The sequence below is a fragment of the Rhizobium sp. BK602 genome, assembly GCF_014195095.1.
Taxonomy (GTDB): Bacteria; Pseudomonadota; Alphaproteobacteria; order Rhizobiales; family Rhizobiaceae; genus Rhizobium.
The window spans coordinates 22,096-45,401 of the sequence record NZ_JACIBC010000015.1 but is presented as its reverse complement, the minus strand read 5'-3'; the positions used below and the strand labels follow the sequence as shown (position 1 = coordinate 45,401).

Sequence of the window (23,306 nt, the reverse complement as noted above, 5' to 3'; positions counted from 1 at the left end):
GAGCAACGACTACGACCGCGATCCCTGTATCGGAGGCGCGGGCACCATCATCAGACAGGTCGAAAGTTGTTCGATGGCATCGGCCCGGTGGCGTCTGGTCCCGAAACCCCATGGTCCAATGACAGTGGGGCAAGCCGACCCTTTGACATCGGCATTGTTTCGATAGCATCGTCTCCCCCCCATTCTCCAAAAGCAGGCGGTGTTCCGAAATGCTTACATTGCGCCAAATCGAGGTCATCCGAGCAATAATGGTCACCGGCAGCATCGCCGGCGCGGCACGGCTGCTCAATGTTTCGGCGCCGGGGCTCAGCCGTCTGATGAAATATACCGAGGACTCGCTCGGAGTCCGATTGTTCGACCGACGCGCAGGGCGCTACGTCCCCACGCCCCAAGCGCGAAACATCTTTGATCTGCTGGACACCGTGCATCGCAAGATCGACGATCTGCAGACCGCCGTCGCCGGCCTCGGACGTGGCAACAGCCAGGAGCTTTGCATTGCATCGGTACCAAGCATTGCCAACGTCATGGTGCCCAGGGCAATCGCGCGTTTGCGGCAACGCTATCCAGAACTCGCTCTCGACATCAACATCCTGAAGATAGAAGAAGCGATAGACTATCTGCTCCTAGGTCGTGGTGAGTTGGTGGCGATATCTTCTCGCTTCGACCACCCCCTTATCGAATTCGAGCTTCTTGCGAGCGGAAGACTAACGTGCATCGTCCCTGAGAACAGCCCGCTCGCAGCAAGAGCGACGATAACGCCGGAAGAAATGGCACGACATCCGCTCATCGGCATCAATCCGAAGGATCCGTACGGTGCAATCATGGCGGCGATGTTCACAAAGAGCGGCATCGACTACCAGATGAATGTCAAAGCTCGTTTCGGTACGACGGTGTGCAGCCTTGTTGCCGCCGGGCTTGGGATCGCGATCATCGACGAGTTCACAGTCGCACACAACGTTGTACGCGGTCTGAAAAGCATCGAGATCGAAGCAGACACGGCATTCCACACTTACGTCGCCTACAGGAACGACCTCCCGCTCTCCGCTTTTGCCGAGCATTTTCGAAAGCTTTTGCGCGAAGAGATGGTCCTTGCCAGCACCTACGCGTCGAATGCCAAGGCGCCAAAGACGATACAGGGCCGAACCGTAACATGATGTTATGCAACATGCAGAAAAAGGTAGGCGATATTATCCACTACATCAGTTAGATTTCATTTCGATACCGGGGCCTGGGGAGGCGTGCCCTGCAGAGCGCTCATCTTTGTCGTGCGCACCGCATCGGTTCCCTGCCCGTCAACCATCTGGAATGAAACATGACCGGGTTTATTCCCTCGGGAAACACACGCATCTTCCCCGTTGTCGGGGACCCTATAGCTCAAGTCCGTTCGCCGACCGTCGTGAGTCGAATGCTGGTTGAGCGCGGCGAGGACGCGATCGTTGTGCCGATGCATGTTGCCAATCGCGATCTCCGAGGCCTATTCGAGGCACTTCATCCAGTTCGCAACATGGGTGGAGCGCTCGTGACAATCCCTCACAAGCAGGCAGCCCTTTCCTTTTGCACAACAGTGACGGAACGGGCGGCGTTCGTTGGGGCGGTCAATGTGGTCGCTCGCACGCAGGATGGCTGGCATGGAGATAACACCGACGGATTGGGATACCTTGACGGTATCGAAGCAGAGGGCTTCTCGGTAAAGGGGCGAACGGCGCTTCTCGTCGGATGCGGCGGCGCGGGATCGGCGATCGCGCTTGAGATATTGAAACGAGGAGCGTCCAAGCTCGCTGTTCATGACATCGACAATTTCCGCCGAGATAGCGTCGTAGCTAAACTCGAGGAGACTTATCCTGGGAAAGTAGCGATCGGCAGTCGCGATCCGTCGGGTTTCGACCTCGTTGCGAATGCGACACCGCTCGGGATGAGGCAAAGCGATCCTCTCCCGATCGACGTTGCGCGCCTGGAGCCGACTCAGTTCGTGGCCTGCGTCGTCACCAAGCCGGAAGTCCCGAGATTGATCGAGGAGGCCCGCAAGATCGGGTGTTCGACGATGACCGGCGCAGGAATGTTCGACGCCCAGGCCGCGACGCTTGTGGACTTCCTTCTAGCGGGCTGGACAGACTGATGGGCCTGTTCGAAGAGTGACTGATTTTGTCTCCCGATGAGGAGAGACTGGGCGGCGCTTCAGGGAGACAGCGCCTCGACAACCCGGCCTAGTGTACAAGGGAGGACTCCATGTATCGCAAGCAAATGCTCGCAATGACGACCGCGCTGATGGCCACCATAGGCGTTGCCAACGCCGAAGACGTGATCAAGCTCGGAATGGTCTCGGAGCTGTCCGGCGCAGGGGCGCCGTCTGGCACAAACTGGCGCGATGGCGTCAAGCTGGCTGCCGAGGAAATTAACGCACAGGGCGGCATTCTTGGCAAGAAAGTCCAGATCGATGAATACGACACCCAGACCGATCCGCAGGTGTCCCGTGCGCTCGTTACGAAGGCGATCGACGAAGGCGCGGCCGTCATCCTTGGGACGATTTATTCAGGATCGACGATGGTGAACATGCTGGTGGCGCAGCAGAACGGCATTCCGCAGTTTGTCGGATCGGAGGCGCCAAGCATCACGCAGAAAGGCAACGGTTTCGTTTTCAGGACGTCCGCAGGGTCTCAGAAGGGCATCCCGGCTCTGGTCCCATATTTCACCGACACCCTCAAAGCGGAGAAAGTCGCCGTCGCCTGGGTGAACAACGAGTTCGGAAAGGGCGGCCACGACGTCTTCGTCGCCGAGATGAAGAAGGCGGGGGTCGAGATCGTTGCGGACGTCGCCTCAGAACAGGGGCAGGCAGACTACGCAGCAGACGTCGCCAAGCTGAAGCAAGCCAATCCCGACGCCGTGTTCGTCTACATGAACCAGGAGGAGTCGGCCCGTTTCCTGGTCGAGGCACGCAAGCAGACTGTCGCCGTACCATTGATCGGAGAAGTCACCCTCAACGACCAAAAGGTCATCGATTTGGCAGGGCCTGCCGCCGAAGGCGCAATCGCCCATGTCGGTCTGACGATCGAAGCTCCGGAAATCAAGCCGCTGGGCGATAAGTTCCAGGCGAAGTACGGTCGAAAGCCAATCCAGGACGCCATCAAGGGCTACATCGCGACATGGACAACCAAATATGTTGCGGAGGAAGTTGGAAAGATCGATGGCGAAGCATTCGCTGACAAGATGCACGGTCTTTGCCTCAAGGCCGCGGACCACCCCAATATCCTTCTCGACACTTGCTGGGACGAGCATGGCGAAGTCTCCCGGCCGAGCTTCATGGTTCAGGTGAAGGATGGCAAGGCGGTCGTGATCGGCAAAGTTGCAGCCAACTAAAAGGTACTGGCAAGCCGCGGCTGCTCGCCGGCCGCGGCCATCGAGAGAACGAAACGATGTCTCAATTTCTGCAAGTTCTGCTATCCGGCCTTGCGACCGGGTCCATCTACGCGCTCGTAGCGATCGGCTTCACCCTCGTCTGGCAAGCGGCCCAGACCGTCAATTTTGCCCAGGGCGAGTTTGTTATGCTGCCGGCCTTCCTTGTGCTCGCCTGCATGACCTTCCTAGGCATGCCGTTCTGGATGGCATTGCTAATCGGGCTGCTCCTGTCACTCCTTATTCTAGGGTATGCGTTCAAGAAGCTCATGGTCGAGCCTATCCTTCCCCACGGAGGAATAACCTTGATCATCGCCACGATGGCGCTCGGTATCTTCCTCAAGGAAAGCGTAAAGGAGCTCTATTCGGCGGAGGCTCAGCCATTTCCTGCGCTCTTCCCGAACGATCCGATCAACGTTTTCGGTGCGGCATTGTCTCTACAAGACATCCTGAACCTGGTTCTCTGCCTGTGCATCGTCATTCTCCTAACCTTGTTCCTCAATCGTACACGCACCGGACGAAGCATGCAGGCAACCGCCCAGAACCCCGCTGTCGCGGAGATTCTCGGGGTGAATGTCAAGAGGATGATCCTATACACCTTCCTCATCAACGCAGCCTTGGCGGCACTCGCCTCATATCTGATCACGCCCGTCTACCTCGCCAAGTTCTCGAACGGCGAAACGCTCGGACTGATCGCTTTCATCGCGGCGATTGTCGGCGGCTTCAATCAGATTCGCGGCGCTCTGGTCGGAGGCTTGCTCATCGGGGTTCTCGATAATCTTACCGCAGCCTATGTGACCGCGCAGTATCGTGCAGCTCTTCCGCTGGTTCTGCTCATCATCATCATTCTCGTAAGGCCTCAGGGCATCATGGGAACGTCCGAAGGGAGGACCGTCTGATGAACCCGCGCATTCGTCTACTAGCGATCGTTGCGCTCCTGGCAGTTTCAATCGCAGCGCCTCTGGGACAGGGGAACTACATCATCTACGTGCTGACGTCATGGCTCATCTTCACGATCGCGGCCATGGGGCTGAACCTGACCCTGGGTTATGCTGGTCAAATCTCCTTGGCGCAGGCTTCGTTCATGGCGATCGGCGCCTACATCACCGCACTGCTGACTCTCGCGGGATGGCACTGGCTGTTGGCGATGCCGGTTGGAGTCGTCGCGTGTTTCGTCGTCGGTCTCGTTCTCGGATATCCGGCTCTGCGCGTAAAAGGCCATTTCCTTGCCTTCGTGACGCTTGCCTTCAACACGCTCGTCTTTCTGGTGCTGCGCAACGAGGACTGGCTGACCGGAGGAAGCATCGGACTTTCTGGCATGCCGCGACCTTCGTTTGGCTTATTCGCCGCGACAAAAAGCTTGCCGTTCTACTATTTCACGCTTTGTGTCGCGGTCATTGCCGCGCTTGTGATGTGGGGCATCGTGAGGTCCCCATGGGGCAGAGCCTTCAAAGCCCTTCGCGAAAACCCGGTTCGTGCTGAAAGTCTCGGCGTCGACACCCGTCGCATCACGCTCTTGGCTTTCGCCATCGGATCCGCTTACGGCGGCCTTGCAGGTTCCCTAATCACGCCGCTCGTGCAGTTCATCGAGCCCGGATCGTTTGCGTTGGCCCATTCACTGCGTATCCTCCTCATGGTGATTGTAGGCGGAGCGGGCTACTATTTTGGACCCTTGCTGGGAGCCGGTGTGGTGATCCTGTTGCCCGAGTTGCTTCGTTTTACCGAAGGATACTATCTCATCATCTATTCCGGTCTGGTCATCGTAATGCTCGTCTTCGTACCATCGGGTCTGATCGGTATCGGAGCCCGCGTCAGGAACAAAATCTGGCCCAAGCAGCAGGTACGAGCAGACATGGCCGAAGGAGCCCGACTGAAATGAACGCTCCAATCCTAACCGTCAACGAGATCACCAAGAGCTTCGGCGGCATACGCGCCGTGGACGGCGTATCGTTCGAAGTGAACAAGGGCGAGATTCTCGGGCTTATCGGGCCGAACGGCTCGGGCAAGTCAACGCTTTTCAACTGCATTCTGGGCCAACTCACTCCAGATTCCGGGCACGTGTCGGTCAATGGCAGGGGTGTCTCTGGAATGCGCGCGTCCGACCTTAACAAGCTCGGCGTCGGTCGCACGTTTCAGCAGTTGTCCGTCTTTCCAAAAATGTCAGTGCTGGACAACATTATCCTCGCAGGCCAGGAACATCATGGGACTATGCTCTCACGCCTTTTCGGACCGGGCGACGCGGGTCTCACCGAAGAGGCGGACAAGATGATCTCCTTCTTTCGCCTGAACCATCTGCGCGACACACTGGCGGGATCTTTGTCGTATGGTCAGCAGAAGCTGGTGGACGCTGCGATGGCGTTCATGGCAGGCCCTAGTCTTGTACTCCTCGACGAGCCTGCCGGCGGTGTCAATCTTACTATGCTGGCAAACCTGAAGGACAGGCTTGTTGCCTACAACGCGGCGCATGGGACGACCTTCGTGGTCATCGAGCACAATATGGAATTCGTCATGAGCCTGTGCTCGCGCATTATCGTTCTGGCCGAAGGCAGCATCATCGCCGAAGGCAGTCCCGACGAGATCCGATCCAATCAAACCGTCATCGACGCGTATCTTGGAGGCTGATCATGCTTGAACTGAAAAACATCTATGGCGGCTACGGGAAGATCACCATTCTGAACGGCGTCACCTTCACGATACCAAAGGCTTCGATCACGACAGTGATCGGCCCGAACGGTGCGGGAAAGTCGACAGTGTTCAAGGCAATCTTCGGACTTTTAAACATCCATTCCGGACAGATTCTGCTCGATGGCCAGGATGTGACCCGACAGACGCCAAGGCAGATGATCGGCCACGGGGTAACCTATGTGCCGCAGGGCAGAAACGTCGTTCCGCAATTGTCCGTCTACCATAATCTGGAACTCGGTGGGATCACGGCAAGCGACCAGACGATCGTTCGCAAGCGTATCGACATGGTCATGGACCAATTTCCGATGTTGCGGAAATACAGCGGCAAGAAGGCGATCGAACTTTCCGGAGGCCAGCAGAAGCAGTTGGAAGTGGCTCGCGCACTCCTCTTGGACCCCAAACTGATCCTGATCGACGAGCCTTCAATCGGTCTGTCACCGAATCTCGTTCAGGAGGTCTTCCAGACGCTGCTCAGATTGCGGGATCAGGGCGCGACAATCCTGATGGTCGAACAAAACGCAAAGGCTGCGCTGGCGATGTCGGACTATGGCCTCGTTCTCGAGCTTGGACAGACCCGAATGCATGACAAGGCGACGAATCTTCTCGCCGATCCCAAGGTCGGGCAGTTATTCCTAGGCGGGCATATCGAGGCCGCAAATGCCGTATGAGGTTGTCGACTCGCCACGGGCAAGGCTTGGAGAGTGCCCGATCTGGTGCGAACATACCGAAAGACTCTGGTGGGTAGACGTCCTCGCGCCGAAGCTCTGGAGCTACGATCCCGCGGCGAAGGTTTGCAAGGATCATCCGGTGACGGCGCGACGTATAGGATCGGTGGCGCTACGGTCCAGAGGAGGCCTCGTTCTCGCTTGCGACGACGGCCTATATTCATATGATCCGGAAACCGGGGATCAGCAATTCCTCATGGATCCGGAACCGGACGCGATAGGCCATCGTAAAAACGACGGTCGCGTCGACTGGGCGGGCAACTTCTGGATTGGGACACTGAGGGAGGCAGACTATGCCCCGGTGGGAGCAATATATCGCGTAGATCCAGAACTTGGCGTCGAGCGGATCAGGGGCGACCTTGCAATTCCGAACGGTCTCGCATTCGATGAAATCCTCGGACGCGCCTACTACGCCGATACGCGCGCGTATGCGATCTGGGTTCGGGACTACGATGCGGCGAACTCCACTCTTGGCGACGAACGGCTGTTTGCAAGAACCCAGGCGCCGGCGCGGCCGGACGGAAGCTGCCTAGATAGCGAGGGCCATATCTGGAACGCCGAATACGCCGGGGGGAGACTGGTGCGCTTTGCACCGGACGGACAAATATCTCAGGAGATCAATCTGCCGTTTACCTATCCGACGTGCTGCTGTTTCGGAGGTAAAGACTTCGACAAGCTATTCGTGACGTCCGCGTCCGAACCACTTTCTGCGGAGGAGTGTAGTCACCAGCCGCTCGCAGGGCATACCCTCGTCCTCGATGTCGGCGTGCGGGGAAGACCCGAATGGCGCACGTCAATCTGAACAACTGCGGGAGACGGTTCGATGAAGACTTCAATAGCTACGGTGTCGATAAGCGGCGAGCTTCCGGACAAGCTTACTGCGATCTCCAAGGCGGGATACTCGGGCGTTGAAATATTCGAGAACGATTTTCTTGCGTTCGACGGCAGTCCGGCTGATGTCGGCCGGATGGCTCGCGACAGCGGCTTGGAAATCACGCTATTCCAGCCATTCCGTGACTTCGAAGGAATGCCGCACGCGTTCCGGCAGCGGACGTTCGACCGAGCCGAACGCAAGTTCGACATCATGCAGGAGCTTGGCACTGATCTTCTGCTCGTGTGTTCGAACGTCTCTACAGCCTCCCTCGGAGGAATCGACAGAGCGGCGGAAGACTTCCACGAGCTCGGAGAGCGGGCCGCCAAGCGCGGGCTTCGCGTTGGGTACGAAGCGCTGGCCTGGGGACGCCACATCAACGATCACCGGGACGCTTGGGAAATCGTACGTCGTGCGGATCATAACGCTATTGGACTTGTCCTAGACAGCTTCCATACCCTATCGCGGAAGATCGACATCAATTCGATCCGATCGATTCCGAAGGAGAAGATATTTATCGTTCAACTGGCGGACGCGCCGCTTATTGGTATGGATCTCCTGTACTGGAGCCGGCATTTCCGCTGCATGCCCGGTGAGGGTGACCTACCGGTAGCGGCCTTCGCCAAGGCGGTGTCGGATACCGGCTATGACGGCTACTTCTCCCTCGAGATTTTCAACGATCAGTTTCGTGGTGGCTCCACACGGGCGATTGCGGCAGATGGCTATCGTTCACTGATTTATCTGGCAGACCAGATCGGCCGGGACAAGGATACCGGCGCTTCTGCGTCCGCCATGCCCGCCCGAGCCAAGGTGAACGGTGTCGGCTTCGTGGAATTTACTGCCGATCAAGACGACGCGGCGGATCTTGACGGAATCCTTTGGACACTCGGGTTCCGAAAGACTGCCGTTCATCGCTCGAAGCATGTCTCGCTTTATCGGCAGGGAGACATCCGCTTGATCGTAAACAGCGAAGACAAGGGCTTCGCCAATGCCTCCTTTGCGGTTCACGGCACATCGGCATATGCAGTCGCCCTCAAGGTAGACGATGCGGCTGCCGCCATGCGAAGAGCAGTCGCGCTCGGGGCTGAACCCTTCAGCCAGGCAGTCGTTGCTGGAGAGGTCGAGATTCCTGCCATTCGTGACATCGGTGGTGGTGTCGTCTATCTGTTGGACGACAACGGCAAGCTTGGACATTTCGACGAGATTGACTTCGTCCCCGTCGAAGAGGACCATGCGGCCATAGCGGATGTGCGCTTAGTGACTATAGACCATATCGCGCAGACAGTTCCCTACGAAGACTTGTTGTCATGGCTGCTTTTCTACACGTCGATCTTTGACACGGAGAAGACCCCGATGGTCGATATCATCGATCCCGGCGGCGTTGTGCGTAGCCAGGTCGTTGCGAATACCACGGGTTCCTTGCGGATCACCTTAAACGGCGCTGAAAACCGACGGACCCTCGCAGGCCACTTCATGGCTGAGAAGTTCGGCTCGAGCATCCAGCACATCGCGTTCCAGACTAGCGACATCTTCGCGTCAGCCAGCGCTCTGAGGCAGAACGGCTTCAAGCCGCTGGTCATCTCGCCGAACTACTACGGGGACGTTGAGGCACGCTTTGGACTCGAACCGGAATTTACGGACCGTCTCAGGGCGGAGAACATTCTCTATGACAGGGACGACGACGGAGAGTATTTCCAGCTCTACAGTACAACGTACGGGGAAGGGTTCTTCTTCGAGCTGGTCGAAAGACATGCCTACCGAGGATACGGCGCCGCAAATGCACCATTCCGGATCGCGGCACTGAGGAAGCGCCTTCGCCCCGAAGGGCTGCCGAAAGCCTGACGAGATTCGTCCGACGGTCTCATCTCAATAGGTGCCGCATGGCAAGTCCGACAAGGTTTCCGACCCAGGCGGGGCGACGAAGCCTTGATTTGGATGGCTCTCGGGTGTCACGATCCCACCTGGATTGTGATGTCCGGTTTGCATGCCATACTGATTTCTGGCTGGTGGTGCGGGCCGAGCTCCAAATGAGCGGATGCGGCAAAGGCCATCCCAGTATTTGCCGATGTAGATGAACGCTTCACCAGTTCAGATATCGAACAGACAATCCGCTATCGTCGAGCTTCTTTCTCGTCTTGGCCGATGCATTCACGGCAAATGCACTTCTCGCTTTGCGCAGGATTGGCAGATCATCAAAGCTATCCGTGTAAGCCGCAGACCAGCTCTCCTCAAACCCAATGACGCGGAGTGCTTTGCATTTTCGCTCATGGCGACAATGGTCACCGAGAATCCAACCACCGAGAAAGCGATGCAATTTGGATCCGGCAACTGTGATCCGGCCATCAATGCGAGCAAGCAGTGGAGCGGCGATCCAGAGCGGCGCTCCCGTTGCCACTGCGACCCGACCGCCTTCATCTAAATAACGTCGAAGTTCAGCCAAGCCTTTGTCATGCCAAGCCACCCTTGACTGTTCGCCCGATTTGACCTTGTCCGCGAAGCACTCGAAAGAACTCTTCAAGGCGCGTTCGGAGAGCCCAAAAGTGGCGATCCAGAGAAAGACCGTCGTTCCCCAGCGACGAGACTGCGGGGACAGAATCAAGGGGCCAGCGAAAGGCAAGGCCAACGCTGATAGCACGAAGCGCAAATAGGATCGTGTCACCCGGCCAAGAATCCAAGCTGCTGTTGAATCCCAGTTGAGCAGTGTTTCATCAAGGTCAAAAACGGCAGACTTCAATTCCTGCATATTGATGCATAGCCCTCATCTCAGATTCTTGAATAGACACGCTAGCTCTTCACAGTCAGTCTCAACCCAAACGTAGCGTTAGATTTCCGACCCGGCATAACTATGCTTTCGAAGCAACGCCGATTTGGTCGGAGGTCGATGCCCCCTTCTCGACATCGGGCAGTTCGGGCATCGACTTGCGTAGAATCCAAAGGATTACGGGTTTTGGTAGAATATGCGCTAGCCGGATAAGCCAGCGCATGACAAAGGGAAATAGATAGTCCACCTTCTCGTTTCTAAGTGCGTACATGATATGGTCGACGGCCTTCTCCGCCGAAATTTCGAGCGGCGCTGGCATGCCGTCGTTGGCGGTTGCTTCGGTGGCCACGAAACCCGGATACACCGTCGTGAACTTGATGCCATAACGGGCAAACTCGATCCGGCATGTGTCGATCAACAGTATCGCCGCACCCTTTGCCGCCGAATAAGGCCCCTGAAGCGGCACTCCCAGGAAGCCGGCCAGCGAATTGGTGTGCGCCACATGGCCACCGCCCTGCCGCATCATCTGCTTCAGGATTGGGAAGAGGTAGTTGACGACGACGTCGTAATTCGAACGCATATAGGCGTTGACGTCGCCGGCGTCCATCAGCCGCATGTCAAGAGCCGGTGCGCCGCCGGCGTTGAGATAGGCCATATCGATGCGGCCATAGCGTTCGACCACGGCTTTCACAACATTTTCGGCAGCCGTGGTATCGCTCGCATCGGCGGCTATCGGCCAACATTCGCCGCCGGCGTTGCGGATATCTTCCGCCAACTTGATGAGCATCGGTTCGCGCCGCGCGGTGACGATAACCTTTGCGCCTTCGCCGGCCAGCCTTCGGGCCAAGACCCGCCCCATGCCGGAGGAGGCGCCGACGATCAGAATGATCTTTCCCGAGAATTGCATGGTTGATCCCTCGTCTTGATCAGGCCGCCTTGGCTCGACGCTGTTCCGCCCAGCCGCAATAGTGGTCCGCCATCGTCTGCTCGAACGGCCGGTAGACGATACCAAGCTCCTTCCGGCTACGAGCATTGTCGAGAGCGAAGCGAATTCCCAGATGGTTCGTCATGTACTCTTGCGTCAGACCGAACAAGGGGCCGATAATCCGAACGACGAGGTTGGGAATCTGCCAGGACGGCAGGAGAAAGGGCTTCGGATGAAATCGGCGGGCATAGCCTGCGATTTCCAGAAAGGTCCGGGTGCGGTCCTCCGAGAGGATATAGCGTCCCTTGGCGTCCAAGTTCAGCGCCGCCCGGATATGGGCCTTCGCCACCTCCCGAACATCAACACAGGCCAAACTGAGATCGGGCATGCCATAGAAAAAGTAGCCCTTGAACATTTCGTCGAGTAGGAAGAGGGAGCCAGATTCCGACGCCGGTGTCAGGGATGGACCAAGGATCATTCCGGGATTGATCGTCACCAGGCTCCAGCGGCTTTGCTCACTGTTGATCTTCCAGGCCTCCTTTTCCGCCACGACTTTGGAGTAATGGTAGGGGTTGTTGTGAACGTTGCTTGAGGTGTTGAAGTATTCCTCGGCGACCGTGTTATTCCTCATCGACCGGACGTCGATGTAATCACCGAAGATGGCACCGATCGTTGATGTCATCACGACACGCCGAACGCTCTCCACCCTGTTGACGCTATCGAGAACATTGCGGGTGCCTTGAAGCGCCGGTTCCACCATCTCGCGCTGCCCGTCTTTGATTTTTTCCGGCAGCTTGAAAGGTGAAGCGACGTGAAAAACGATCGAGCAGCCGGCCATCGCGCTGTCGAAGGAACCCGACCTCAGAAGATCTGCCTCGAACAGTTTCAGCTTGCCAGGAAAACGTGCCTGCATGTCGGTCAGAGGTTTCACCTTGTCCGAATTGCGCATGCTCCTGACCGTGGCATGCACCGTCGCGTCGGCTTCAAGAAGCTGAAGGATGAGATGGCTGGCGACAAAACCACTCCCGCCGGTGACAAGCACGGTCTCTTGCATTCGGAACCCCTGTTCTCGTTATTCAAATTACTGTACCAGATCAATGAAACGGTCCGTAATATGTCTCCGTTCCCATGGCCTCGGGTGATCAAAAAATGGCCGAAAAGGACCCTCCCCAATAGAGCGCAAAAAGCCCCGTCTTCTTCGAAGATGCCGAGCCTTTCAACAGACATTGTTAGCGGGTTTGGCGGACCCCGGCGCTTCGGAGATCAGCGATCGTTGGATAGCCGTTCACGGCCATGAGAAGATCAGTCTCCGCCAGGATAGAGCGCAGATGGTGGATAACGCCTTCCGTTCCGCCCGCAGCAAGCGCATAAGCGTGGGAACGGCCGATACCCACAGCGGCCGCGCCCATCGCCAGAGCCTTGGCGACGTCGGTGCCGCTTCGCACTCCAGAATCGAATAGGACCGGCATATCCGGAACGGCGAAGATAACGTCTTTCAACATGGAAAGGGCCGCGATACCGCCATTCGCCTGCCGCCCGCCGTGGTTGGAGCATTGGATGGCGTCAATCCCGGCATCGGCGGCACGGCGCGCATCGTCAGGATGGCAAATTCCCTTCAGCACGATCGGCAACCGGGTCGCCTCCCGCATCCATTTGAGATCGTCCCATGTCATTATGTGGCCAAATATGTTCACCCATTCATGGATGGCCGCTGCCGGGTCCTCGGCAACGGGCTTCTTCAGCCGTTTGAGAAAATGAGGATCGCTGAAATAGTTGGCGAGGCAGAGGCCTCGCAATTGCGGGAAGTTTGCGGAATTCAAATCGCGAGGCCGCCAGCCGGTCACCCAAGTATCGAGCGTCACGACAAGGGCCTCAAAGCCGGCATTTTCTGCTCGCGAAATGAAACTTAACGCGAGATCGCGATCTTTCGGCGTATAGAGTTGAAAATAGCTTGGCGTGCCGTCAAGCTTCTTGGCCACTTCCTCCATTGGGTCCTGCGACAGCGTTGACGCCATCATCGGCACGCCGGTCTTCGCTGCCGCTTCGGCCACTCTGAGATCGCCGTGATTGTCGGACGAGCAAAGGCCGACCACACCAATGGGGCACAGGAAGACCGGAGCCGACAACGTCCTGCCGAACAGAGAAACGCTCAGATCACGCTTTGCCGCACCATTGAACATGCGTGGCACGATACCGTAGCGGTTGAATGCCTCGGCATTGTTCCGCTGGGTGAATTCATCCCCACAGCCGCCGGCAACATAGCTCCAGACCGAGGGAGACATTGCCTGTTTCGCCTGCTCCTCCAAGGTGGCGAAGTCCACCGGTAATAGAGGCATCTTGCCGCTCAGCCCGGCAAGATAGATCTCATTTTGAAAGTCTCCAAAATTTTGCGACATAAATTTCTCCTCCCATTGGCACGATGCATGCGAGACCGGGCGGTTGCCCCCGCCCAGGTTCTTCAGTATCCGGCTTTCAAGATCGACCGCTCGCCCCGAAGATGCCGTGAAGCGGCGTCCTTTTGATCTTTCTTCAGGCGTCCGTTGGCGATGAACTTCACGAGCCATGGAAGGCGCTTGACCTTGGCCGTGGCGCTTTGCGCAAGCACGAAGCACTCAGCGCATTTCTCCAGGATCTCGATATTGAGCAGCAGGCGCTCAAGGCCCATACCAAAGCAGAGGGCCATGTCATCAAGACAATAAGCGTTGGCACCGTTTGAAAAGGCTCCCATCGGTCCATCCGTCGATCGCATTCCCACTCGTTTCGCTTCCACGCCGAGATGGCGGACTTGCTCGTCAAAGACCGCCGGCAGCGACAGGTCGAGACGCGCCAGCGCCGATGTCCAGGTGAGCCCCCCGGAAGCAATGGCCCCGACATCGGGCCGCACCAAATAGATGTGGTGATGCAAGTTCCAGGGCGTCTCGGAAAGACGTGTCCATTCGAAGACGTCAGGAACATCCTGCCTGGCATCGATCCGGACGCGGACGAAGGAATTCTGTTCCGGAATACGCTGGGAAAGCGTGTCCCCCGACTTCAGAAGCCCTTTGCCAGCGAGTCTCGCCGCTGCCAGGCCGAGGGCTTCCTCGATGTGAGAATTGTCGACTTTCATCAGCATGTCACACCAGACGAAAAACAGCTTCAAAACGTTCAAGGGCATCGTCGATCACCTCGTCGGTGTCAGCCATGCTGGTGTAGATGCGGCTGCCGGCCAGCGTGAGAATGCCATGGGCGAGATAGGCGGCCCCCATTTCCTCCATCAGATGCTTGCGGGCATTGGCCTCCCGCATCAACTTGATAGGGTTGCGCATGCTCATCAGAAGCACGGCCGAGGTCTGGAGATGCACGATGGAACCCATGTTGTAGACGACATAGGGCAAGCCGCGCCGGTTCAGGATTTCCTTCAATCCCTTGGCAAGTCTGTCGCCCGCGCGGCCGGCCAGAAGCGGCGCATTCGTGCGCGCCATTTCCTCGATCGCATAGTAGCCTGCGACGCAGGACAAGGGATTGGCAGAGAGAGTACCGCCGACGAAAGCACGCTTGCTGGATGTTCCGATGCCGCCGACCAGCGCCATCATGACTTCCTTGCGCCCACCGATGCCGCCCGCCATCAAGTAGCCACCTGTGAGGCACTTGCCGAACACGGTGATGTCGGGTTTCACGTTGAAATAACCTTGCGCGCCGCCCATGCCGACACGAAAACCAGTAACGACCTCGTCGAAGATCAGCAGTGCGCCGAACTCGTCGCAGAGCTTGCGGACTTCGCGATTATATTCGGGGGTCACGGGCCGCGTGCCGCTTTCGGGACCTAACGGTTCAACGATGACGGCGGCGGTTCCGCCACGGATGCGGTTGAGCATCAGCTTGCGGCGCAGCGTGCCGAGTTCGTTAGGGAAGACTTCCTGGGTGTGGGCCGTGGCGCCCTTCGGAATGCCTGTCGCTTCACGGCGGCCGGTGCCCGGCACGCGCATGCCGTAGACCATCTGGTCGCTCCAACCGTGATAGTCGCCGCCGACCTTGATGACCCATTTCTTGCCGGTATAGACACGCGCAAGACGGATCGCGCCCATGCATGCCTCGGTACCGGACCCCAGCATCCGGAACATCTCAATGCCCGGCATGTATTGCCGGATAATCTCGGCGAGTTTGAATTCGTATTCGTGAAGAAGGCCGGTCACCGGACCACATTCGTCGATCAATCGGTGGGCCTTCTCACGCACGGGCAGGTAGTTGGAACCGAGAAGCGTCGGTCCGCCCGCCTGCAGGAAGTCGATGTAGCGGTTGCCGTCTGCATCCCACATGTAGGCGCCGTCGACCTTGGCAGCGGCGATCGGGAACGGATGATTGAAGGCGAGGTTATGCTGGACGCCTCCGGGGATCACTTCCGCCGCCCGTTTGGCCCACGCCTTGGAGGTCTGGCACTTCTGCTCGAAGTACTCGAGCACCTTCGGCATGTTCGCTTTGGAAATACCGCGTGGCGGTTGCTTGAGCAGGGCATTCAATCGGTCCATAAGGTCCTTGTTGTCCGGCCAGGCGCTGATGCTATAGGAAAGTTCCGGGGTGCGAGCTACCATGTTCATTTCAGGCTCCCTTGGTCTCAGCCTTGTCCAGGATGTTCAGAATGAACGCCTGAAGTTGCTTGTCGAGGTTGACGCGTTTCTTAATGCGATCGCGAAGATGAATGGCGGACGCCGCTTCGATCTTGCGGATCATGCCGGTTGCGGTCTTGAGATCGGCCCCTGCGCAGATGACGCCGTGACTCGCTAGAAGATAGGCAAAGATGTCCGGCCGCAGCGCCTTCGCGAACGCCTTCGCCAGCATTCCGGTGCCGGAGGGCTTATACGGAATGAGGGCGACGTGGGGACCGAGCGTTTTCAGATCGCTTCCCCGAGGCCATGGCAGGATTTCGTGCAAAAGCGCGACCGCGCTTGCGATCGGCTGGTGCGTATGAACGCTGGCATTGCGGCCGGGATGCATTCTGAGCATCCGCGCATGCAACCCCTTTTCGATAGTAGGCGTCTTCTCGCCTTCCACGACGTCAAGGGTCTCGATGTCGAGGATCACCACGTCTTCTGCCCGCACGGAGTAATAATCGGTGGCGGAAGGCGTGACCGCCATCAGCCGGTTATCAACGCGAACGCCGATATTTCCACCCGTTCCGGCGAAATAGCCATTGTCCGCGAAGTAGCGGCACATATCGGCAATCTCCTGCCGCCGAGCCATGAATCTAGCCATGAACCTTGCCCTTCGAACCGTTCAGACGTTTGTAAAGTGGCGCCAGGCGCCGATGGAGTTCGGTAAATAAGCCGAAACGCTCGTCGTAGAGCCGATGAGCGGTTGCACCGGGCTCATAGACCCTGTCGATGACGACATGGCGCGCAGCTTCCTCGATATTGATAAGACCTAGACCCGCGGCGCCGATAAACGCGGCACCTCGCGCATTCGCCTTTACTGGATCACGCGGCTGGCGGATACGAACACCCAGAACATCGGCGAAGATCTGGCACCAGGAATGTGACATCGCGCCGCCGCCGATCATAGTGATCTCCTCAGGCCGGCGGCCGAGGAAGCGAGTCACCGGCTTCATCATCCACCGGGTGTTGAGTGCAACCCCCTCGAACACGGCCCTGACCAGGGTTTCCCGATTGTGCTCGATGCTCATATTGAAGAGGCCTGCCCGAAGTGTCGGATCGTCCACTGGGCAACGCTCGCCGAAAAGCCAGGGCAGATACATCATACCGTCGGCACCAGCGGGAGTGCGCGCGGCGATTTCGTCGAGAATCCTATAGGTGTCAGGGGTCGGCTCGGAGTCGATCAAGCCATCGTCATGGAAAACGATGCGATCTTTCAAGAACGCGATATTGCTTGCCCCGCTCGATTGCATGGCGATCATCAGATATTTCGATGGAACTGGACAAGGAACAGAGGTGATCTGGTCCATAACATTGGTCTTCTTGAAGGGGACGTGCGCCGATATCCAAGAGGATGAGCCCATGTAGAGATGGGTATCGTAGTCGGCGATCGTTCCCGCGCCGATCGCGGCCGCCGAATTGTCGATTGCACCCGCGACGACCGGCGTTTTCGGCGAGAGATCCAACAGATCGGCAACGGAAGGAAGCAGAGTTCCTACAACATCCGTGCAGCGTACCAAATCCGGAAACTTCGCCTTGTCGATGCCGCTTGCGGCGATCAGGCCGTCATCGTAGCGGATATGATCGACATTACGGTTGTCGGTTACCCAAGAGGTAAGGATCGAGTCCTGCGTGGCGCAGAAGCGACCGGTGAGACGCAGATTGAAGAAGTCCAGAACATTCAGGAATTTGTAGGTCTTCTCATAGATTTCGGGGAACGCATCGCGGATCAGAAGCATGTGGCCCGCAGGATCTTTGCCGGACAATGCCGGCGCCCCGCCGCAGAGCCTCAACCATTTCTGCAGTTTGATCGCATCATAACCTGCCACTTTCAGCGCGCCGCGCATTTCCTTTTTCAGATAGCGGGCACCGCGCATATCGAGCCAGATGACTGCGTTCATCAACACATTGCCGTCGCAATCGACGGCGATCGTTCCCTCGCCTTGGGTTGATGAGCAGATTGCGACGATATTCTGACGTGGCACCGCATTCTGGCTTAGTACGTCTCGAGCTGCCTCGATGAAAGCCTTCCACCATTTGAAGGGGTCCTGTTCGGCCCCGATTGTGTCCACCACTAGCAACGGAACCGGCCGAAAGGCCCAGGCCACGACATCGCCTGTGATCGAAACCAGTCCGACCTTGCAGCCGCTGGTACCGAGATCAATCGACAAGATATATTGGTCGGACCTGAGCATCTATCGCTATACACGCAGCCCGGAGATAGATCTCTGGGCTGCTCCCCATTTTCTTTGGATATTGTGCTGACGATATTTGAAGCCTGTGCCGTCTGCGTAGCGGCAAAGCTGTCCTATTAGGGGTCTGTTCCGGTCAAATAGAAGATAGATCTGCTCGCAGTGCGCCGGGCGTCGCGCCTGTCCAACGACGAAACGCACGACGAAAATTGTGGGGGTCCGAGAAACCCACTGCAAATGCGATCTGCTCGACCGACATATTCTGATTGGCCAACAATTCGAGAGCGCGGCTCTTTCTAAGCCCGTCGAGAAGCGATTGAAAGGAAACCCCGCTTTCAGCAAGCCTGCGACGGAGGGTTCGTTCGCTCATGCCAAGAGCTCTCGCGACTTTTGAAATATGATTGCGGCTCTCCAGCTTTTGCCGCAACACCCTCTCGACGGACTCGATGATTTCCGCAGCCTCGCGGCTTCGCGCCCGATTGTAGGCCATAAATTCGAGGAGCTGGCGGTGGCCGAAGGGATCAGCCGTCACCAGTGGACGCTTATACCAGGCAGGATCATAGACGAAGGCGTTTTCCATCTGGCCAAATCGCACGGCGCAACCAAAGACCCTTTGGTAAACCTCCGCATGGGCAGGCGCCGGATAGGCAAGATCGACCCGGAACGGTTTGAACTCCTCCCCGACGAGGCCGCTTGCTATCCCCATGAAGCTCGCGAAAGCCTCCTCCACCAGGAAAATATATATGTCCGGGTCGTGAAACCGGCTCGCGGCGGTGACGACAACGCCTTCCGGGCAGACCTTCGTGTCGAATTCCAGCATACTTCCCGTATCTTTCTGGAGATCGAGGCCGAGTTTGACTGCATCACCGACGGTATTTGCTGTCAGCATCGCATAGCCAACAAGTCCGACGGAGGTGATCTTCTCACGAATTCCGGTTTCAAGCCCTAGTGCCTTGCCCTTGGCCATTTTCAGGGCGCGCAGGATCGCTTCACGCCCCTGGCGAAAGGAAACCCGACAAGCGGGATCGGCAAGGTCCTCCATGGTAAGGCCAAGGCCGGCCGTCAATCGAGAAGCGTCCAGATCGAAATCCGTAAGCGTCGCGACAAGGCTTCGGATCAGAAACGCAGGAATGTTGGCGGTGACGTAGCGTGCATCGACTGTCTTCATATGACCCCTTGTGAAAGAGCTTTCCTATTGTGGCCCCTGCCTTTCCTCCCTGCGCGTGGTCTTACCTGCGAGGTACTGGTTGCCCCAAACCAATAGCAGGCATCATGCGCTGGATTTCCAAGCCACTCGACAACCAGTTCGGCAACTGCACACCGTAAGGGACACGAGCGGCCGCAACTTTGCGGATCATGAAATAAAACGATATCTGTATGATAATCGTCAAATACCATTGAGGGATTGCGACACAAGTTGGCCGGATATGACACTATAGAGGCCCCAAATTCCCTTGTCGGACAAGGTCGTCCTCCTATTCTGACCTCCACCGTGCCTCACAGAGGCCGGTCAATAATGAGAATGGTGGAACTATGGGTATGCAAAAAGCAACCCGACCTCTCTGGGGGAATGACGATGCTCTTGTGGATACTTGGCTTGAGCGCCGCATATGCGGTGGCGCTCAACGGTACGATGGTCATGCCCGTCGTCGTGCTGTCGATGAGCAAGCTTGCGGGCTATGACGAAGCAACCGCGACGATCGTTGCCAGCGCAGAATTGGCAGGAATTGCTCTCTACGGGATGTTCTTGCCCAAACTCGCCCTCAAATCATGGCAAGCGGTCGCCCTGGGCGGCCTTGTCGCGGTTGTCGTCGGCGAAGCGCTCAGCTTCTGGCTCCGGGCCCCGTTAACCCTCGCTGCCGCCCGATTTGCGACCGGCCTTGGCGAAGGAGCGCTATTCAGTCTCGTTTCGATGAAACTCGCCTCGCTCGCCAATGCCGAACGATATTGGGGAGCGCTTAGCCTGATTGGCGGCTCAGCCATGGGCGTGTTGCTTTTCGTGGTGTCGGTGATGCCCCAGGATGAGGCGGGTGCACCCGTCTTCCTCATATTGGCCGCTTTCGTCGCCATCATGGCACCGCTCCTCGTTTTCATCGCCAGGCGCTCACCGTCGTTGGCCGTGGCCACGCATCATTCCCGGCTGAACGGCAGCAAGATGCTGCTTTCGATGATTGTCGTCTTCCTCGTCTATGCGGTGCAGGGGGGGCAATGGGCGGTCTGCGGATACATGGGCGAGAGAGTGGGGTTAAGCAATGGCGCGGTCGGCTTCTATCTTGCCACCTCATCACTGGTTGGCTTTCTGGGTGCGGTTGTTCCCTCTTTCACCCACGACAAGACCAAACGGCTACCCGCCGTGCTCGCGGGTTTCCTGATCATGGCCGTGTCGATTTATTTCCTATTCAACATGCTAACGTCGGTGGTCTTCGTCGCCACGCAGGTACTCGTGAACATAGGCTTCTATATCGTGACGCCGTTCGTCACTGGAGTCCTGACTGAAAATGACTCGGACGGATCGCTGATGTCTCGGACGCTGGTCGTCGCCGTCATGGGCGCGACGGTCGGCACGGCGATCGCCGGACCGGTCTTCGCCGAGGCGGGCGCAAGCGTCTTCGCTTGGTCGTGCCTGTTGCCGCTTACCGTCGCGGCGATCTGCGGAACGATGGTCTTCGGCCATCTGCATCGAAGCCTTCCGGCGGTGGCGTCAGTCAAAATTGCGGAGTGAAATCTTGCCCGATATGACCATCGATACCCTTCAGACCATGCTGAAACGCCAACGCGAAGCCTTCGACGACGATATCTATCCGTCTTTCGCGATACGCCGCGACCGCCTGGATCGCATCGGCAGATTGTTGAAAGAGAACCAAACAGCTCTCTGCGAGGTGGTTTCGCGGGATTTCGGCCACAGGTCGCATCATGAAACGACGCAGCTCGAAATCGCCCCGTTGATGGGCGCACTCAGGCATGCGCGCTCACATCTGCGTCGGTGGATGAAGCCCGAGCGCCGAGGACGATCGATTGAATTCCTCCAGCTTTCGAACTGGGTTCAATACCAGCCGCTCGGCGTGGTCGGCATCATGGTGCCATGGAACTATCCGCTTTTGCTTGCGCTTGGACCGCTCATCGACATTCTGGCGGCCGGAAACCGGGCGATGATCAAACCATCGGAACTGCTACCGGAAAGCTCCGCCCTTATTGCCCGGCTTATCGGTGACTATTTCAAGCCCGAAGAGGTAGCGGTCGCCGAAGGTGGAGTGGAGATTGCAGCGGCATTTTCCGCCCTCCCTTTCGACCATCTGATTTTCACCGGTTCGACCGCCGTTGGCCGCAAAGTGATGGCGTCAGCCGCGGCGCATCTAACGCCTCTTACGCTGGAACTCGGCGGCAAGTCGCCCGCGATCGTAGCGCCGGATTATCCTGTCGGCGAAGCCGCTCGCGACATCGCCTTCGGCAAGCTGATGAACGCCGGCCAGACCTGTATCGCCCCCGACTACGTGCTGGTCGAAAGAGGCAAGCTCGAGGCGTTCGCCGCAGCCTTTATCGCTCAGGCGGAGGCCTTCTATCCACGCCAGGCCGCGCAGAAACATTATTCGAACCTCGTCGGAGAACGCGCCTACCGCCGGCTCCTCAGCGGCGTCGAGGAATGCCGCGCACGCGGTGTCAAACTCGTGACCGCCGACATCGCCATGTCCGCCAAGGGTCTCAATATCGCGCCTACACTGGTGGTCGATCCACCCGCCGATTGCCTGTTGATGGAAGAGGAAATCTTCGGGCCGGTCCTGCCGCTCGTCCCCTATGACGACTTCGATGCCGCGCTGAAATTCATCCGAGTGCGGCCGCGCCCGCTGGCGCTCTATATCTTTACCCACAACGGCGTCACCGAGCGGAAGGCACTTCTGAACACCGTCTCCGGCAACGTCACCGTCAACGGCACACTTCTCCATATCGCGCAGAACGACCTGCCCTTCGGCGGCATTGGCCCAAGCGGAATCGGCGCTTATCATGGTCATGAAGGCTTCAAGCGCTTTTCGCATGCGCGTGGCATCGCAAAGGTGCGGATCCTCAATCCAGCGCGCCTCGCCATGCCGCCCTATGGGCGCGTTGCGGAGTTCCTGGCACGGTTCATGATCCGTGGCTGAACTGACATTAGGTTCTTCCGCTAGGATTTGATCAATTCGCTCATGACGAACTTGGATCGGGCCGGGGCCGTCTTGGTACGGTTCCGCGTTTCATGGAATCGCGAAACCGTTCTATCTCTTTACTTTCACGCAATTCCGGACGGAAAACCGCTGCGCACTTTTCCTGGAATTGCCCTAGAGGCGGGTCCACGTCACGGATTTGCAGAAAATCTTCAGCGCGCATCCCTTCAGATCCAGGGAGTTGCCATTCACCGTCCCATATCCGCTATAGGTTTTATTGTCCCCCGGGTCCGTGACTTCGCCCGAATAGTTCGCCCCCTTGCCGCTCAGCTTTCCAATATGCTTGCCAGCAAATTCGCCAGTCGTCATGGTGAGGCAAAAGTCGCTGCCGCAGGGTTTTATGGCGATAATTTCAATCGGTCCGTTCTTCCAACTACCCTCGATCGGCTCACCGGCTTCCACACCGCTCGCTATACAAATCAAAAGACCCAATGCGGTTATCAATGTTCTTGTCATGTTGAGGTTCCCCTATTTCGATTGGCCTCCCATCACTTTTTGCTGCTCTCTGTGGGCAGGCAAGACACCGAGGCACGAGGAAGGCTACTGACCTCGGAAAGAGCGGAAAAGTCGGCATGCCGGTCAAATAGGGGTCCGATCCGGCAGACTTGACACAAGCCGATTGCATCTTCCGAGACGCTGCGACGGCCCGGCAATCGGGGACGTTGCCGATGTCTGCGAGATCGGAAGAGTATTCGCGCGCGCATGTTTCCAAGGGCAAGACAGGCTTGGGAGGCGGCGTTCGTTCGACTGTGAAGCTTGGCCGCACATGACACCAATATGACCCCGTTTTCCCTTGTTGGAACCAAGGCCCAACCTATCGTCACGGAATTGGGAAACGGGCGCTCGACACTTCGGTATGCCAAATGGCCGGGAGAAAAGAGGGGAACAAAGAGCCTGCGATCATCCTGTCGTGACGTCGTTCCGGTCAGAGAAGTA

The 23,306-nt window shown here is 57.7% G+C and carries 21 protein-coding genes; 11 read left to right on the top strand and 10 right to left on the bottom strand.

Translation table 11 applies throughout. The features are described 5' to 3' along the window. Positions 1-209: 209 nt before the first annotated feature. The 9 genes from FHX11_RS29680 (at position 210) to FHX11_RS29640 (ending at position 9,513) form a co-directional block, all read left to right on the top strand. A complete protein-coding gene (locus FHX11_RS29680) occupies positions 210-1,154 on the top strand; it encodes a LysR family transcriptional regulator (RefSeq protein WP_184364958.1) in 945 nt (314 codons plus the stop codon). Positions 1,155-1,312: 158 nt separating this feature from the next. Then, positions 1,313-2,116 (top strand): shikimate dehydrogenase, encoded by an 804-nt coding sequence (locus tag FHX11_RS29675; RefSeq protein ID WP_184364956.1) that lies wholly within the window; start codon positions 1,313-1,315, stop codon positions 2,114-2,116. Positions 2,117-2,226: 110 nt separating this feature from the next. Further along, positions 2,227-3,354: an ABC transporter substrate-binding protein gene (locus FHX11_RS29670; protein WP_184364953.1), complete on the top strand. Its 1,128-nt coding sequence runs from the start codon at positions 2,227-2,229 to the stop codon at positions 3,352-3,354. Between the two features lie 56 nt (positions 3,355-3,410). Beyond that, a complete protein-coding gene (locus tag FHX11_RS29665; RefSeq protein ID WP_184364950.1) occupies positions 3,411-4,289 on the top strand; it encodes a branched-chain amino acid ABC transporter permease in 879 nt (292 codons plus the stop codon). Further along, complete coding sequence (locus FHX11_RS29660) at positions 4,289-5,269, top strand: branched-chain amino acid ABC transporter permease (protein WP_184364948.1); 981 nt, start codon at positions 4,289-4,291, stop codon at positions 5,267-5,269. The genes FHX11_RS29665 and FHX11_RS29660 overlap by 1 nt, the downstream gene beginning before the upstream one ends. Continuing rightward, on the top strand, positions 5,266-6,012 hold the full coding sequence (locus FHX11_RS29655) for an ABC transporter ATP-binding protein (RefSeq protein WP_184364946.1): 747 nt from the start codon (positions 5,266-5,268) through the stop codon (positions 6,010-6,012). The genes FHX11_RS29660 and FHX11_RS29655 overlap by 4 nt, the downstream gene beginning before the upstream one ends. Before the next feature lie 2 nt (positions 6,013-6,014). Further along, positions 6,015-6,743 (top strand): ABC transporter ATP-binding protein, encoded by a 729-nt coding sequence (locus FHX11_RS29650; protein ID WP_184364944.1) that lies wholly within the window; start codon positions 6,015-6,017, stop codon positions 6,741-6,743. Further along, entirely contained in the window at positions 6,733-7,602 is an 870-nt protein-coding gene (locus FHX11_RS29645) for an SMP-30/gluconolactonase/LRE family protein (RefSeq protein WP_184364942.1), read from the top strand. Before FHX11_RS29650 ends, FHX11_RS29645 begins: the two co-directional genes overlap by 11 nt. Positions 7,603-7,623: 21 nt before the next feature. Next, entirely contained in the window at positions 7,624-9,513 is a 1,890-nt protein-coding gene (locus FHX11_RS29640; protein WP_184364940.1) for a sugar phosphate isomerase/epimerase and 4-hydroxyphenylpyruvate domain-containing protein, read from the top strand. Positions 9,514-9,751: 238 nt separating this feature from the next. On the opposite strand, the gene FHX11_RS29635 is transcribed toward FHX11_RS29640, so the two are convergent. From FHX11_RS29635 to FHX11_RS29595, 9 genes are all read right to left on the bottom strand, one after another. After that, the gene (locus FHX11_RS29635; protein WP_184364938.1) at positions 9,752-10,414 is read right to left on the bottom strand and encodes an HAD family hydrolase; all 663 of its coding nucleotides are present in this window, start codon (positions 10,412-10,414) and stop codon (positions 9,752-9,754) included. A gap of 100 nt (positions 10,415-10,514) precedes the next feature. Continuing rightward, the gene (locus tag FHX11_RS29630; protein ID WP_184364936.1) at positions 10,515-11,339 is read right to left on the bottom strand and encodes an SDR family NAD(P)-dependent oxidoreductase; all 825 of its coding nucleotides are present in this window, start codon (positions 11,337-11,339) and stop codon (positions 10,515-10,517) included. A gap of 19 nt (positions 11,340-11,358) precedes the next feature. Next, on the bottom strand, positions 11,359-12,411 hold the full coding sequence (locus FHX11_RS29625) for an NAD-dependent epimerase/dehydratase family protein (RefSeq protein WP_184364934.1): 1,053 nt from the start codon (positions 12,409-12,411) through the stop codon (positions 11,359-11,361). A gap of 175 nt (positions 12,412-12,586) precedes the next feature. Next, a complete protein-coding gene (locus tag FHX11_RS29620) occupies positions 12,587-13,753 on the bottom strand; it encodes an alpha-hydroxy-acid oxidizing protein (protein WP_184364932.1) in 1,167 nt (388 codons plus the stop codon). Positions 13,754-13,815: 62 nt separating this feature from the next. Further along, positions 13,816-14,511 carry a hypothetical protein gene (locus tag FHX11_RS29615; protein ID WP_246781209.1) on the bottom strand — a complete coding sequence of 232 codons (696 nt, stop codon included), beginning with the start codon at positions 14,509-14,511 and terminating at the stop codon, positions 13,816-13,818. Next, positions 14,471-15,931 carry an aminotransferase class III-fold pyridoxal phosphate-dependent enzyme gene (locus tag FHX11_RS29610; protein WP_184364930.1) on the bottom strand — a complete coding sequence of 487 codons (1,461 nt, stop codon included), beginning with the start codon at positions 15,929-15,931 and terminating at the stop codon, positions 14,471-14,473. The genes FHX11_RS29615 and FHX11_RS29610 overlap by 41 nt, the downstream gene beginning before the upstream one ends. A gap of 1 nt (position 15,932) precedes the next feature. Beyond that, positions 15,933-16,574, bottom strand: a complete 642-nt coding sequence (locus FHX11_RS29605; protein WP_246781208.1) for a class II aldolase/adducin family protein — start codon at positions 16,572-16,574, stop codon at positions 15,933-15,935. A 4-nt stretch (positions 16,575-16,578) separates the two neighbouring features. Continuing rightward, a complete protein-coding gene (locus FHX11_RS29600; protein ID WP_246781207.1) occupies positions 16,579-18,153 on the bottom strand; it encodes an FGGY-family carbohydrate kinase in 1,575 nt (524 codons plus the stop codon). A gap of 157 nt (positions 18,154-18,310) precedes the next feature. After that, positions 18,311-19,342 carry an AraC family transcriptional regulator gene (locus FHX11_RS29595; RefSeq protein ID WP_184364922.1) on the bottom strand — a complete coding sequence of 344 codons (1,032 nt, stop codon included), beginning with the start codon at positions 19,340-19,342 and terminating at the stop codon, positions 18,311-18,313. A gap of 429 nt (positions 19,343-19,771) precedes the next feature. Between FHX11_RS29595 and FHX11_RS29590 the strand changes: the two genes are divergently transcribed. After that, positions 19,772-20,896 carry an MFS transporter gene (locus tag FHX11_RS29590; RefSeq protein ID WP_246781206.1) on the top strand — a complete coding sequence of 375 codons (1,125 nt, stop codon included), beginning with the start codon at positions 19,772-19,774 and terminating at the stop codon, positions 20,894-20,896. Positions 20,897-20,909: 13 nt separating this feature from the next. Further along, positions 20,910-22,310: a coniferyl aldehyde dehydrogenase gene (locus FHX11_RS29585; protein WP_246781210.1), complete on the top strand. Its 1,401-nt coding sequence runs from the start codon at positions 20,910-20,912 to the stop codon at positions 22,308-22,310. Between the two features lie 174 nt (positions 22,311-22,484). Here the strand turns inward: FHX11_RS29585 and FHX11_RS29580 are convergent, their stop codons facing one another. Then, on the bottom strand, positions 22,485-22,826 hold the full coding sequence (locus FHX11_RS29580; RefSeq protein WP_184364916.1) for a DUF2147 domain-containing protein: 342 nt from the start codon (positions 22,824-22,826) through the stop codon (positions 22,485-22,487). Positions 22,827-23,306: the final 480 nt, after the last annotated feature.

Excerpts from the sequence above, each read along its gene's own strand:
- FHX11_RS29680 (WP_184364958.1), top strand. The coding sequence starts at position 210 with ATGCTTACATTGCGCCAAATCGAGGTCATCCGAGCAATAATGGTCACC.
- FHX11_RS29675 (WP_184364956.1), top strand. The coding sequence starts at position 1,313 with ATGACCGGGTTTATTCCCTCGGGAAACACACGCATCTTCCCCGTTGTC.
- FHX11_RS29670 (WP_184364953.1), top strand. The coding sequence starts at position 2,227 with ATGTATCGCAAGCAAATGCTCGCAATGACGACCGCGCTGATGGCCACC.
- FHX11_RS29665 (WP_184364950.1), top strand. The coding sequence starts at position 3,411 with ATGTCTCAATTTCTGCAAGTTCTGCTATCCGGCCTTGCGACCGGGTCC.
- FHX11_RS29660 (WP_184364948.1), top strand. The coding sequence starts at position 4,289 with ATGAACCCGCGCATTCGTCTACTAGCGATCGTTGCGCTCCTGGCAGTT.
- FHX11_RS29655 (WP_184364946.1), top strand. The coding sequence starts at position 5,266 with ATGAACGCTCCAATCCTAACCGTCAACGAGATCACCAAGAGCTTCGGC.
- FHX11_RS29650 (WP_184364944.1), top strand. The coding sequence starts at position 6,015 with ATGCTTGAACTGAAAAACATCTATGGCGGCTACGGGAAGATCACCATT.
- FHX11_RS29645 (WP_184364942.1), top strand. The coding sequence starts at position 6,733 with ATGCCGTATGAGGTTGTCGACTCGCCACGGGCAAGGCTTGGAGAGTGC.
- FHX11_RS29640 (WP_184364940.1), top strand. The coding sequence starts at position 7,624 with ATGAAGACTTCAATAGCTACGGTGTCGATAAGCGGCGAGCTTCCGGAC.
- FHX11_RS29635 (WP_184364938.1), bottom strand. The coding sequence starts at position 10,414 with ATGCAGGAATTGAAGTCTGCCGTTTTTGACCTTGATGAAACACTGCTC.
- FHX11_RS29630 (WP_184364936.1), bottom strand. The coding sequence starts at position 11,339 with ATGCAATTCTCGGGAAAGATCATTCTGATCGTCGGCGCCTCCTCCGGC.
- FHX11_RS29625 (WP_184364934.1), bottom strand. The coding sequence starts at position 12,411 with ATGCAAGAGACCGTGCTTGTCACCGGCGGGAGTGGTTTTGTCGCCAGC.
- FHX11_RS29620 (WP_184364932.1), bottom strand. The coding sequence starts at position 13,753 with ATGTCGCAAAATTTTGGAGACTTTCAAAATGAGATCTATCTTGCCGGG.
- FHX11_RS29615 (WP_246781209.1), bottom strand. The coding sequence starts at position 14,511 with ATGCCCTTGAACGTTTTGAAGCTGTTTTTCGTCTGGTGTGACATGCTG.
- FHX11_RS29610 (WP_184364930.1), bottom strand. The coding sequence starts at position 15,931 with ATGAACATGGTAGCTCGCACCCCGGAACTTTCCTATAGCATCAGCGCC.
- FHX11_RS29605 (WP_246781208.1), bottom strand. The coding sequence starts at position 16,574 with ATGGCTCGGCGGCAGGAGATTGCCGATATGTGCCGCTACTTCGCGGAC.
- FHX11_RS29595 (WP_184364922.1), bottom strand. The coding sequence starts at position 19,342 with ATGAAGACAGTCGATGCACGCTACGTCACCGCCAACATTCCTGCGTTT.
- FHX11_RS29585 (WP_246781210.1), top strand. The coding sequence starts at position 20,910 with ATGACCATCGATACCCTTCAGACCATGCTGAAACGCCAACGCGAAGCC.
- FHX11_RS29580 (WP_184364916.1), bottom strand. The coding sequence starts at position 22,826 with ATGACAAGAACATTGATAACCGCATTGGGTCTTTTGATTTGTATAGCG.